Annotated in this window: 15 protein-coding genes; 5 read left to right on the top strand and 10 right to left on the bottom strand. The window is 62.5% G+C overall.

What is annotated here, in order from left to right:
- Positions 1 to 93: 93 nt before the first annotated feature.
- The 4 genes from BSP239C_RS08845 to BSP239C_RS08830 are packed head-to-tail and all read right to left on the bottom strand — an operon-like array spanning position 94 to position 4322.
- A complete protein-coding gene (locus BSP239C_RS08845) occupies positions 94 to 1266 on the bottom strand; it encodes a PrpF domain-containing protein (protein WP_101571971.1) in 1173 nt (390 codons plus the stop codon).
- Complete coding sequence (locus BSP239C_RS08840) at positions 1263 to 2543, bottom strand: aromatic acid/H+ symport family MFS transporter (protein WP_101571969.1); 1281 nt, start codon at positions 2541 to 2543, stop codon at positions 1263 to 1265. Before BSP239C_RS08840 ends, BSP239C_RS08845 begins: the two co-directional genes overlap by 4 nt.
- A 56-nt stretch (positions 2544 to 2599) precedes the next feature.
- Positions 2600 to 4063 (bottom strand): benzaldehyde dehydrogenase, encoded by a 1464-nt coding sequence (locus BSP239C_RS08835; protein ID WP_101571967.1) that lies wholly within the window; start codon positions 4061 to 4063, stop codon positions 2600 to 2602.
- A gap of 58 nt (positions 4064 to 4121) precedes the next feature.
- Positions 4122 to 4322, bottom strand: a complete 201-nt coding sequence (locus BSP239C_RS08830; protein WP_101571964.1) for a hypothetical protein — start codon at positions 4320 to 4322, stop codon at positions 4122 to 4124.
- Between BSP239C_RS08830 and BSP239C_RS08825 the strand changes: the two genes are divergently transcribed.
- Entirely contained in the window at positions 4321 to 5094 is a 774-nt protein-coding gene (locus BSP239C_RS08825; protein WP_101571962.1) for an IclR family transcriptional regulator, read from the top strand. The two genes, BSP239C_RS08830 and BSP239C_RS08825, sit on opposite strands and share 2 nt — an antisense overlap.
- 12 nt (positions 5095 to 5106) lie before the next feature.
- Here BSP239C_RS08825 and BSP239C_RS08820 read toward each other — a convergent pair whose 3' ends face one another.
- Entirely contained in the window at positions 5107 to 5370 is a 264-nt protein-coding gene (locus tag BSP239C_RS08820) for a DUF2277 domain-containing protein (protein ID WP_101572070.1), read from the bottom strand.
- A 94-nt stretch (positions 5371 to 5464) separates the two neighbouring features.
- Here BSP239C_RS08820 and BSP239C_RS08815 point away from each other — a divergent pair, with 94 nt between their 5' ends.
- Positions 5465 to 6205 carry a GTP pyrophosphokinase family protein gene (locus BSP239C_RS08815; RefSeq protein ID WP_226831248.1) on the top strand — a complete coding sequence of 247 codons (741 nt, stop codon included), beginning with the start codon at positions 5465 to 5467 and terminating at the stop codon, positions 6203 to 6205.
- Between the two features lie 25 nt (positions 6206 to 6230).
- Here the strand turns inward: BSP239C_RS08815 and BSP239C_RS08810 are convergent, their stop codons facing one another.
- The gene (locus tag BSP239C_RS08810; protein ID WP_101571960.1) at positions 6231 to 6794 is read right to left on the bottom strand and encodes a dihydrofolate reductase family protein; all 564 of its coding nucleotides are present in this window, start codon (positions 6792 to 6794) and stop codon (positions 6231 to 6233) included.
- A 581-nt stretch (positions 6795 to 7375) separates the two neighbouring features.
- On the opposite strand from BSP239C_RS08810, the gene BSP239C_RS08805 reads away from it, so the two are divergent.
- Together BSP239C_RS08805 and BSP239C_RS08800 are read left to right on the top strand one after the other, a co-directional pair.
- Complete coding sequence (locus BSP239C_RS08805) at positions 7376 to 8095, top strand: type IV toxin-antitoxin system AbiEi family antitoxin (protein ID WP_180958962.1); 720 nt, start codon at positions 7376 to 7378, stop codon at positions 8093 to 8095.
- Positions 8092 to 8880: a nucleotidyl transferase AbiEii/AbiGii toxin family protein gene (locus tag BSP239C_RS08800; protein ID WP_101571956.1), complete on the top strand. Its 789-nt coding sequence runs from the start codon at positions 8092 to 8094 to the stop codon at positions 8878 to 8880. Before BSP239C_RS08805 ends, BSP239C_RS08800 begins: the two co-directional genes overlap by 4 nt.
- A 92-nt stretch (positions 8881 to 8972) precedes the next feature.
- Here BSP239C_RS08800 and BSP239C_RS08795 read toward each other — a convergent pair whose 3' ends face one another.
- The 4 genes from BSP239C_RS08795 to BSP239C_RS08780 are packed head-to-tail and all read right to left on the bottom strand — an operon-like array spanning position 8973 to position 11045.
- The gene (locus tag BSP239C_RS08795; protein WP_101572066.1) at positions 8973 to 9566 is read right to left on the bottom strand and encodes a thiamine pyrophosphate-dependent enzyme; all 594 of its coding nucleotides are present in this window, start codon (positions 9564 to 9566) and stop codon (positions 8973 to 8975) included.
- A gap of 1 nt (position 9567) precedes the next feature.
- Complete coding sequence (locus tag BSP239C_RS08790) at positions 9568 to 10110, bottom strand: thiamine pyrophosphate-binding protein (RefSeq protein ID WP_101571954.1); 543 nt, start codon at positions 10108 to 10110, stop codon at positions 9568 to 9570.
- Between the two features lie 8 nt (positions 10111 to 10118).
- Complete coding sequence (locus BSP239C_RS08785) at positions 10119 to 10499, bottom strand: VOC family protein (RefSeq protein ID WP_101571952.1); 381 nt, start codon at positions 10497 to 10499, stop codon at positions 10119 to 10121.
- 12 nt (positions 10500 to 10511) lie between these two features.
- Complete coding sequence (locus BSP239C_RS08780; RefSeq protein WP_101571950.1) at positions 10512 to 11045, bottom strand: O-acetyl-ADP-ribose deacetylase; 534 nt, start codon at positions 11043 to 11045, stop codon at positions 10512 to 10514.
- A gap of 230 nt (positions 11046 to 11275) precedes the next feature.
- On the opposite strand from BSP239C_RS08780, the gene BSP239C_RS08775 reads away from it, so the two are divergent.
- Positions 11276 to 12154, top strand: coding sequence for a class II glutamine amidotransferase (locus BSP239C_RS08775; protein WP_101571948.1), 879 nt, complete (start codon positions 11276 to 11278; stop codon positions 12152 to 12154).
- Positions 12155 to 12164: the final 10 nt, after the last annotated feature.

Genomic DNA, 12164 nt, shown 5'->3' with positions numbered 1-12164 from the left:
CGCGCACCCAGCCGGCCGTGAGCCGGACCAGCAATTGTGAGGGAGAATGACCTTGATTCTACGATCAGAAATCAAGGTTCTTCTCCCTCACCTTCAGCTCTCTACTGCAACCTGGCCGCGCATGAGCACGCGGGCAGTGCGGAACAGGGAGGCCGCCGTCACGGTCTTCTGCGCTTCGTCCCAGACCGCGGAGGCGGTGACCACGCCCGATGGTGTGCCGAGACGCACCTCCGGGCCAGGCACAGAATGCTCGGATCTGTGGATTATTCCGTAAACGATTGTTCCGGAGATCTGCGCGGCAGCTGCCAAACACATTGCTCCAGTACCCGGTACCGCTTTGTGGGTCTGGCCCATCGAGATCATGCGCACGACGACATCGGAATCGGCCGCAGCCAAGGTGGTGCCGTCGAGCAGGGTCGTCGGCTCCGGCGAGGTGACGACCGCGACCTTCGGTACGACCTGTGGAGCTGTCTCCGGCGACTCGCACAAGCCCATCCGCACCGCCGCCTTGCGCCGCAGCTCCTCGATCATCAGGGTCGAATGACGGTTGGCGTCGATGGACTCCGGAGACTCATCACCGTTGAGACCGATTGCCGCCGCGGGCACGATGACCACCGGCAGCGACGCATCGACCATGGAAACGTCGAACATGGCTCCGTCGACGTCGATCGATTCAGAGGACACTCCGGTTGGCAGGAGCCCCGAAGTGCGGCTGCCGGCAGGATCCGGGTAGATGAGTTCGATCGGCGCTCCGGTGCCGCTGACACCGGTGAGTTCGAAATCGCCCGCAACGGAGGCCTGGCCATCGACGACGGTGAGACCGACGTCGACGAGCTTGCCGGTATTCGTATTGAACAGACGGAACACATGCCACCCGTCGGCGGCCGAGATGATCTCGGCGATGAGAGCGAAGGGCACGACACCCGATGACAGATTTCCGCAGTTGCCGGAATAGTCCACGGCCGCCTCGGCGACATCGACCTGACCGAAGGTGTAGTCGAGATCCACACCCTCACGGTCCGAGGCGGATACCACCATCACCTTCGACAGCGACGAAATCCCGCCGCCCATCCCGTCGAGCTGACGACCAAAGGCATCCGGGGAGCCCAGCGCGGAGCAGAAGATCGCATCCCACGCCGAGGTGGTCCCATCGGGCCCCGGTCCCGGTCCCGGCACCGAGTCCAGCGTCGGCAGTGCATCGGCGCGGAAGTAGAGCCCCTTGCTCGTACCTCCGCGAACGAACGCGGCATCGATCCAGTGTGTCATCGGCCCGCGGGGTCCACGGTCTTGGGCACGATGACCATGGCCACGAAGCCGAGGACAGCGACGACCGCGAAGAGGTAGAAGCCCCACGGGTAGGCGATGCCAGCGGTGACGAGGGTGCCGGTGATGAACGGGCCGACGATGGCGCCGAGGCGGCCGACGGCCGAGGCCATGCCCAACGCCGTTCCGCGTGCGGTGGGTGGGTAGATCGCGGAGACGAATGCGTAGACGAGGACCTGGGCGGAGAATACGAAGACTCCGGTGATGAAGACGGCGATGTTGAGCAGGATCTGGCTCGTCATGGGAATGCTGAGCACGGCGAGGAAGACTGCCGCCAAGATGAACCACATCAGCACGATCGGCTTGGTGCCGTGCTTGTCTGCCAGCCAGCCGGCCATGACGAGACCGACGACGGCGCCGAGGTTGAGTACGAGCAGCATGACCAGGGAGTCTGAGACTTCGTAGCCGGCGTCGGCCATGATCTTCGGCAACCAGGTGTTGAGTCCGTAGACCAGCAGCAGACCCATGAAACTGGCGGCCCAGACGCCGATCGTGACCAATTTGAAGCGGCCCACGAACAGTCCCGCCATTCCAGTCTTCGGCGCGAGGACAGTCGCGTCTGCGGTTGCGGCCGTGGCTTCGGCTGGACGTGACTTCGCGGCCTGGGCGTCGACGAATTCCTGGGATTCGGGCAGCTTCCACCACAGCAACGGGACGAGGACGAGTCCGGCGACACCGCCGGCGATGAAGAGCAGGTGCCAGTTGTGGGAGTAGAAGACGGCGAGCAGAGAGATCGCCACGGCGCCGGCGTGGTAGCCGGTCATCGTCAGCGTCGTCGCTTTGCCGGTCTTGCCCGATTTGTTGTGCTCGCTGATGTAGGCGAGGCAACCGGGCATCACGGCGCCCAGGGCGAGTCCGGCAATGAACCGGAAGGTTGTGAACAGTGCGACGTTCGGGGAGAACGCGACGAGAATCGTGAAGATGGAGAAGACGAGGACGCAGACGAGGATCGTGTAGCGGCGTCCGACGCGGTCGGCGATCGGCCCCACCGCCGCAGCACCGAGGCCCACACCCACCAAGCTCAGGGTCGCGACGAGGGTCGCGGCCTCCGCGGTGAAGCCGATGGCGTTGGTCGCCAGAAGCTCAGGGATCACGGCCCCGAGCACGACGAGGTCGAAGCCTTCGAGGGCGACGGCCAGCCAGCACAGGATCGCCGGCCAACGGGTATCGGTCGCGCGAGCTGTGGTGGCAGCGCCAGTGGGTGAAGCAGGTGTGGACATCGATGTCTCCGGTCGTTCAGGGGTTCGAGCAGTACGTTTGTCGATAAATCATCAGGTCAGAAGGGGTACGGTGCGATCTGCGAGCGCATCGTGACCCACTGCGTTTCGGTGAAGGCCTCGATATTGGCATCGGCCCCACCGAAGCGGGATCCATTGCCGGAATCCTTGGTGCCGCCGAAGGGCACATTCGCCTCATCGGAGACGGTCTGCTCGTTGATGTGGACTTTGCCGGAGTCGACGAGATCGGCCAGTTCGATGGCCATGCCCACATCGCCGAGGATGCCCACGGACAGACCATATTCGCTGGCATTGACGAGTTCCGCGGCCTCTTCAAGCGTCGAGAATCGACTCACGGGCGCCACAGGTCCGAAGATCTCCTGCGTCCAAGCTGGGTTCGAGGGGCTCAGGTCCGCGAGCACCGTCGGTGGCACGAAGGCGCCTTCACCGGTGCCACCGGCAACGAGTCGTGCACCGTCGGCCTGGGACTTGTCGATGATGTCGCGGATGTTCGTCCGCTGGTGATCGTCGATGATCGGCCCCAGTGCGACCTCCTCGGTGGCGGGATTGCCCACGGGCAGGTTCCTGGCGCGCTCGGCCAGCTGTTCGACGTATTCGTCGTAGATGGAATCGTGGACGAGGTGGCGGCCGGTGGTCATGCAGATCTGTCCCTGGTGCATCCAGGAACCGAAGGCCCCTGCCGAGGTGGCCGGACCGACCTCTGCTCCGGGAAGGACGACGAGTGCATTGTTTCCACCCAGTTCCAGGTGGCAGCGCTTGAGGAGGCGCCCGGCGGACTCGCCGACCTTGCGCCCGGCTGCGGTGGATCCGGTAAAGGAGATGACAGAGACCTCGGGAGCAGAGACCACGGCTTCGCCGGCTTCCCGGCCTCCGGGCAGAACCTGCAGGAGACCCTCGGGAAGACCCGCCTCGGCGAAGATGCGGGCCAGGCTCACTCCTCCGCAGACTGCGGTACGTGGGTCCGGCTTGAGCAGGACCGCATTTCCCAGGGCGAGTGCCGGGGCAACCGAGCGGATCGAGAGGATGAGTGGGAAGTTGAATGGTGCGATGACGGAGACGACTCCGGCGGGCACCCGGCGGGAGAACGACCAGCGGGGTTCGTTCGAGGTCAGGACCTGCCCCTTGGGATGGCTGGGCAGGGCGGAGGATTCGTAGCAGATCTGCTCAGCAGAGCTTACTTCCAGACCTGCCTTGGCTGGGATTCCACCGGATTCGCGGACGATCCAGTCGGCGAGCTCCTCGGCATGTTCGGCCCACAGCGCACCGGCTCGGCGGAGGACGGCTGCACGTTCGGCAGGTGGTGTCTTCGCCCATTCCTTCTGGGCCGCGGCCGCACGAGTGGCGGCTGCATTCACGTCGTCGGCGTTCGCAGCGCTCAAGCGCCCCAAGGTCTGGCCTGTGGCGGGTTCGATGACGTCATAGGACTCGTCTGCGCCGTTCGTCCACGCGCCGGTGAAGATCTTGCCGTGCCACTGGGTGCCTAGGAAACTGTTCTCGCTCATGACGTTCTCCCCTGTTTCTGCTCTGCTCGGGTTGTGACTGTGATGACTTCAATGTAGGTCAGCCCCCGTGCCCACGGGAACGATCGGCCGCCTCGGCGATCGGGTGCTGGGCTGCCGCTCCTTCGAGGTCGGCCTTTCGGGCACAGCTGATGCGCGTGGCTGCCACACCTATCGCCACAATAGTGATGCGGACCACGCGGAGCCATCGGTGATCCATTGATTGAGAATACGCCAGTTCTCCGGCTACGATTGCGGCCATGGCGAACTCTCAATCGGGCGATTCCATGATCGATCGGCTGGTCCGGGTCCTCGGCTCTTTCGACCCCGATCATCAGAGCCTGAGCACCGACGAGCTCTCCGCACGAGCAGCCTTGCCGAAGTCCACGGCCTACCGGCTGATCAACGACATGATGCGACACAACCTGCTGCAGCGTGACCCCAACGGGCGGCTGCGAATCGGCGTGGGAATGTGGGAGCTGTCGAATCGCGCCTCCGACGCCGTCGACCTGGCCTCCGTGGCCAGACCGCATATGATGGCCGTCCACGATTTCGTCGGCGAAAACACTCAGCTGGGGATTCTGCGCGAGCGTGAGGTCCTCATCATCGAGCGAATGTCGAAGCCGACTGCCGTCATCCACCGCTCGAAGACTGCCGGGAGGCTTCCCGCCCATGCCTCGTCATGCGGACTGGTACTGTTGGCGCACGCACCGAAGCATGTGCGCGAAGCGTACCTGCGGGGCCCTCTGGCTGCGATCACCGAGAAGACGACGACCGATCCGAGCGTGCTGCGGAAGATGCTGGCCTCGATCCGGACCTATCACTTCGCAGAACTGGTCGGTCATATCGATGACGGCACCACTGGAATCGCGGTGCCCGTGTTCGACGGCAATGGGCTGACGATCGCCGGCCTCGGCGTCGTCGTCGATTCCGAGCACCACGTCGGCGGGCCGGCGATCATGCAGGCCCTGCGCACCGCCTCGGCGGGGATCACGAAGGATCTCGAGGCTGCGGGCAAGACTGTGATGGACTGATCTCCCGGCTCGTCACGCGCGGGCTTCGTATCTGGCTCGTCGCTTCTCGGCCTCGACTTCTCTGTTCTTCGCCGGGGCGTTGGTCACCAGCGCATCGAGGAGGTGCTGAGTGGTATGGGCAACCTCCTCGACGGCCCGGTCGAAAGCCTCGGCGTTGGCCTGGGAGGGCTTCGTCGTACCCACGATCTTGCGCACGTACTGCAGTGCCGCGGCATGCACTTCGTCCGAGGTGGCGTGGGGTTCGAAATTATGAAGGGTTCTGATGTTCCTGCACATGGCCCAACGGTACGCCGCGGGACTGACACGAGATAGGTCTCTGCCGCCGATAGACTGGCGAAGCGTCCCCGCAACAACCCAGTCTTGGAGAATGATGACCGACCAACTCCCTCCCCCGAACACGGCGGTGACTCCTGGCCAAGTGGCGAGCGTGCGAGCTCTGCGACACGACTTCTCCCGCCTGCTCATGGAACACCGCTTCGTCATCGACGAGCTTCTGACCAAGATCTCGATCCTCAGCGAAGAGACCTCCCACACGCACAGCTACAACCCGATCGAGCACATCACATCGAGGGTGAAGTCGCCGCGGAGTCTGCTGGAGAAGGTCAATCGCCGCGAGCTTCCCCTCGACTTCGATGTGATTCGCACGAAGATCACCGACATAGCCGGTATCCGCATCACCTGCAGCTTCATCGCCGACACCTACCACGTGCTGAAGATGCTGACCTCGCAGAACGATGTCCGGGTCGTCCAGATCAAGGACTACATCACCCACCCGAAGCCCAACGGCTACAAGAGCCTGCACGCGATACTCGAGGTGCCCGTGTTCCTCAGCTCAGGTCCGACCCCGGTGATCTGCGAGGTTCAGATCCGCACGATCGCCATGGACTTCTGGGCCAGCCTGGAACATAAGATCCACTACAAGTTCGCCGGCGAAGTTCCCGATCGGCTCGTCGAGGAACTCACACAGGCTGCCGAGGTGGCCGGCCAGCTCGATCGCAAGATGGAGCAGCTGCACGCCGAGGTCCACGACAGCGAACCGGGCAGCACCGATGAGGATTTCGACGAGGAAGCCCTGCGTATCCTGTGGGAGCTGAGTTCACGACAAGAGTGAGCTCACCCGATGCGGCAGCAGAACACTACCGACGCTTCGGACGAAATGTGCGAAACCAGGCATCGTTGTTGGCCTCATCCTCTGCGACGAGTTCCCAGTAGACGCGTCTGCCACCGGGAACGTCGAAGATTCTCGTGCCATCGCCGAGGAACACCGGCGCGACGAACATCTGCATCTCGTCGATCAGGTCGCCTTCGAGCGCCTGGCGGCCGATGTCGGCGCTGATTATCTGTATGTCACGATCACCCGCGATGAGCTGGGCACGGTCGATCGCCTCGGCGATGGAACAATTCAGGGCGGTGACGGCCGAGTTGTCTGCCAATTCCTCGGGTCGGTGGGTGAGGATGAACTCTGTGCCTTCCCAGGCCCCGCCGTAAGCCTCGGAGGTCAGTTCGTCGCGTTCATCCGCCTGAGCCTTCGCAGCGTCATAGCCACGGCGCCCGGAAATGATGACAGCCACCTGGGACGCAAGGTCCTCAACGGTGTCTTCAGCCAGTGAGCCGAGACCGGACATCCAGGACATGTCGTGGTTCGGCCCGGTGATGAACCCGTCGAGTGAACTCGTGAAACCCCACGTGACTTTTCCCATCACTCCCCTTTGAGTCGTCGATGCAATCAGTATGACGGTCATTGAGCCGCACTGCTACGGCTCATGTCGAAATTTGCGGCTCGGTTCCCAATTGAACTCACGTCCATCCCAATGGCTGTGTTCGTACCTGTGATTACAGGTGATGTGAAGAGCAAGGTCGATCAGATTTGGAACTCCTTCTGGTCAGGTGGGATATCGAACCCCTCAAGATGATCGTGCAGATCGCTTCTCCGCAGGATGTTCAATTTTTCCACATGTTCAAGTATCCTGAACATATGGATCCGATTGAACATAGGAGTCAAGATGCCCCCGCGTTCATCGAACGGGCTGTCAGTCATCTCGCTGCGTTGGGCATGCGCGTCGGCTGGTCCGGTCATGCGGACGAATACGGGCAGGCCGTTTCAGGAACACTGACAGTCCAAAACGGAGGACGACCTCACAAGTTCTCAGCAATTGCGAGCCCATCGAACTCAAAAGCAGACGTCGCTATGTTCCCTCATGATCGAGATACGGTCTTGATTTCAGAGCGAGTCACGCAAGCACGTGCGCAGCAGCTCAAAGATCGGGGGTGGGGAGGTTACGTGGACTCCTCGGGAAATGCTTCACTGCGCGGAGAGGGCTTGGTCATCGAGATCGCGGGCCAACGCAATGGTGATTCGGCTCAGCAGGCCGCGACTACAGCGCCTTTCACCCGCGCGGGGCTACCTGTGACGTTCTCACTTCTTGCCGCCCACGAGCATTTCGGCAGCACGCCCACTCAGCGAGCCCTGGCTGACAGTTCTGGAGCTTCCTTGGGAACGGTCAACCGTGTGATCAAGGCACTGCGCGAGCGCACCCCACCCGTGCTGGAGGGAAAACGCAATGAGCTGTTGAGAAGATCTGCTCTGGAACACGAATGGATCTCGGCGTACTCGGCGATGCAGCACACTGTCTGGCCCGAAGAACGTTTTACCAGCGACATCTGGAAGAAGTCTTCAGATCTGCTCGACGTATCTCTTCCACCGGCTGCGCTGTTCGGCTCGGAAATCGCCGCCGCCCGCCTCGGTGCACCGATCCGGCCGGCATCCGTACTCATCCACCTCGGCGGTAACGCCAGCGACCGGCGAGAGCTGATCCGACAGGGGAGGCTCCGCAAAGACGAGCGCGGGATGATCCGAATCCGGCCAGCTATCTGGAGCCACCCACCGGTGCCATCGCTCGATCAGACGTCCCCTCGCCTCCTTGTTCGCGCCGATCTGCTCCTTGAAGACGATCCTCGTGTCGACGAGATCAGAACTCAGTTCTTTGGTGACGACCGTTGATCGATCTCTTCGGACACAACGACGTCCCGGTGCCCGAAGAGGTCCTCGCCGAACTTGGCGTTGCCTGCAAGGAGTCTAACGTCGAAATGCTCGTCATCGGCGCAGCCGCTCGCGATCTCGTCATCCACTCTCAGCAGCAGACAGAGCCCATACGCGCCACAGATGACGTCGATATCGCTGTTGCGGTCCGCACCGACGAACAGTTTCTCGAACTCGCCGGAACCGTTGCTCGCAGGGGCAAAGCACCTCACAAGCTCAAAGTTCTCGGAGTCGAGGTCGACATCGTTCCGTTCGGCGGCGATGAAGCCGATCGCACTGTGACATTCACAGACGGCAACCTTCTCGATGTCACTGGGCTTCAAGAAGCGCACTCGACCTCCGTCTCGGTGCGCATGCCGCAAGGAACCGAAGTGCAAGTTGCATCCCCTGCCGCTCTGACTGCACTCAAGATTCTCGCCTGGCATGATCGCCACACTGACAACCCCAAGGACGGACTGGACCTCGCCGTAATCCTCAATGCGCTCTCTGAAAGTCCATTCGATGACGAGGTCTGGGACGACGACGAAGCACTTGACGCTACCGATGCCGACATCATCACAGCGGCCAGTTACCACTACGCCCACATCGCGGCCCGGCCCTTCTCCCAGCATGACGGGATGGCCGTGCTCGACATCATCCGCGATCCGGCACAGAGACAGATGCTGATCCGTCACATGCGGAACTCGCTTGCCGGTGAACTCCTTGCCGCCTATAGCCGAGGTTTCGAAGCCGGCCTCGGCCATTGACGACATACCAGCTGTCTCCTGTTCGTCCGATCTGGCAGGATGATCAGAATCGCACCGAACTCATTGACGGCGGTTACACCACGGTCTGATCTTCACCTGGTCCCACTGCCCCGTGCCAGTCTGGGTCTCAGCCATCCTTGGAAGCGGTGGGCGAGGACGACCGAGTCGACGAGGAGTTTGGGGATGTCGGCGGCATTACCTGCCTCGATGCTCGCATGCAGCAACGTCGGACCACTCGTTGTCAGTAGGCGGTCGAATTCGGTGCGCAGCTGTAATTCATCCGCGGCTCGGCCGACGGTCCAGCCTGCGGCTTCGGCGATGGCACCGAGGTCGACGCGTGAAGAATACGTCGGCAGGCCTGCGGTGGAACCGTAGACCTGATTGTCGAGGACGATGAGGAGCAGCTTCTCGGGACCTAAGAATCCCCCTGTGGGCAGAACATTCGGGTTCATCAGCAGGGACCCATCACCCTCGATCCCGATGACCTTGGGCAGATCTGAGTCCTTCGCCGCCAGCGCGAGGCCTGTGGTGATGGAGCCGACGAGGCCCATCGAGTCGAGGACGTAGAAGTGGTTGTCCCGGTTCTCCAAGGACGCCAGCTCACGGCTGGTCGCGGCACATGTCACGACGACGGGCAATTCGGCGGTCAGTTCGTTGAGGACTTCGAGTGCTTCGATGCGCTTCATCTCAGGCCACCCTCCCATCGGTGTTCCAGAAGGAACCGAGCACGACGACCGGACGGTAGGTCATACGGGCGTGGACACCCGCCTCGGCGACAGTCTGCTCCCAATCCTCGGACGAGGATCGGCGGTCGAGTTCGAGGACTTGGAGTCCTACCGTGCGTAGCACCGTCGGCATTGGCTGGCTGATCGAGTGGATCATCGAGTTGTACTCTCCCGGGCCGCCACGGGTGTTGGCGAAGATGAGCAGCGGCAGGTGGTAGGACATCGAGAACGTCGTCAGGGCCGTGAGGCTGTTGCCGAAGCCGTTGTCCTGCATGACGACGGCCCCGAACTTCCCCGCCAACGGCAGAGCCCCGAGCACGCCGATTGCTTCCTCTTCACGCGAGAGCGGCTTCACTCGCTCCGAGATTCCGGCTCTCCCTCCATCGGCAGTGACCAGATGGTCGATGACGGGCGCGATGGTGACCGAGGGGATGTAGCCGATGAGATCGGCGCCTGCACCCCAGATCCCATCGGCGACGGCTTGCGTATATGACTTCGTTGTCACGGATTTCCTCATTCCCTGTCTTCGGTGACGTCCTCGGGGACTCTGTGCGCGGTGATGTTGATGATGTTGCCGTCGGGGTCGCGGACGAAGAATCGCGTCACGCCCCATTCCTCGGTGACGAGCGGATGGACGATGTCCAAGCCGCGATCAACCGCCTCGGCGTGGGCGGCATCGATGTCATCGACCTTGAGCGAGAGCACCGGGGTGACTGGAGCGGTCGCGTCCTCGGTGACGAGCTGGACATGCGCTCCAGTCTCCGCCGAGGTGAAGCGGGCCACCCAGCCCAGGTTGAACTCCTCGGTACCCAGGCCGAGGAAATCTTCGTAGAAACCTCGGGCCGCGTCGATGTCGGAGACCAGAATGTCGGGGATGACGTCGTGGACCTTCATCGTCTCTACCTTTCACCATTGATCGTGGTCGAAGACCTGGCAGAACACGCTCGTCATCGAATCGCTGAAGAGGACGAAGACCACCTCGGCGATCTGCTCCCAGCGCCTGCGCTCCCGACCGTCGACGATGACGGAATGGGCCGCCTCGGCGACATCTCGGGCCGACCAGCCGTAGACTCCCCCGCCGATGGCGGGGACAGCCACCGAGGTGGCGCCGAGGTCCTCGGCTGCGTTGAGGCTGGATTCGAAACAGGACTCAAGCACCTCGGGATCGGCCTCGCCCTGGTGACGATTCGGGCCGACGGTGTGGATGACCCACTTGGCCTTGAGCGCGCCAGCGGTCGTGGCGACGGCCTGACCTGCGGGAAGTCCGCGCGGGTAGCTGGTCTGGCGGACCTCACGACAGGCTTCGAGCAGTTCGGGTCCGGCCGCCTTGTGGATGGCTCCATCGACGCCGCCGCCACCCAACAGACTTGAGTTGGCGGCATTGACGATCGCGTCCACGGCAGCCTCGGTGATATCTCCCTCGAGTACCGTGATCTTCATGGTCCGAGTCTAGTGAGCCGGCGAGGACTGCAACAGGGGATGACGTTGATAATGGAAGTGTCTTCTCCTCCTACCTGTGTGCACCGGCACTTCTTATTAACACTTCGCCGCCTAAGTGTTAATAAGACAGACGATCTGATCGAACTGCTTGGGAAGGGTCAGGCGTACGCTGGAATGACGTAGCCGCCTCGACTAGGCAGACGGTCTTCTGCGGAAGGAAACGACGAACCATGTGCAGACTTCTCGGCTATATCTCCCCCGTCCCGGCGAGCGCGGCGGACCTCATCGGCGCCGAGGAATGTCGACAGTGGCAGAACCTGGGCCGCCTCCATGCCGACGGCTGGGGCACCGCCTGGATCCGACCGGAAGCTGATTCAGCCGAATCAGCCCGCCCGCAGGGAACCACCTCGGGCACCTTCGACATGGAACCCGATGTGCAGGACACCGTGTCTCGGGGAGGACGTCTAGAAAGGTATCGCACCCCGCACGAGGGAGCCGATGACCCTCATCTCACGGAAGTCCTCACCGCCCGCCCGACGGTCGCGCGGATCGCTCACCTGCGCATGGCCACGCACGGAGCGGTCGACCTCACCGAGAATTCGCACCCGTTCCTCGCCGACAACATTGCCCTGGCGCACAACGGGTCCATCCACCCGATAGAACGCCTCCGTAAATACGTCCCGAGTGCCGAGGTTGAACGCATCGGTGGAACCACGGACACTGCGATCCTCTTCGCTCTCCTGCTGCGACGTGTGGCCGAAGGGGAGAGCCTCTTCGATGCCACCATCGCGACCGTGCGGATGCTGCGCGCAGACTTCGATCATCCGGGGATCAATCTGCTAATCCTCAGAGCGGAGGATATGATCGTCGTCCATGCCACCGCGGGAACACCGATTCCGTATAAGAACTTCGACACTTCGGGCACCGGCGGCGAGCTGCCGCCTGACCACAAGGATCACTACTATCGGATGAGCTGGCGGCGCTTCGACGATGGAGCGATGATCGTGTCGTCATCAGGCATCGAGCACGAGGGCTGGCGTCTCGTTGAGCAGAACACTGCGATGCGGTTGACTGTGGCTGATGGGGCGGAGACTGTGGTGAGGGTTTGAGGGGTGCGTG

Source organism: Brevibacterium sp. 239c, assembly GCF_900169365.1.
GTDB lineage: Bacteria > Actinomycetota > Actinomycetes > Actinomycetales > Brevibacteriaceae > Brevibacterium.
The sequence above is the reverse complement of the archived record's forward strand: the minus strand, read 5'-3'. Positions and strand labels throughout refer to the sequence as shown.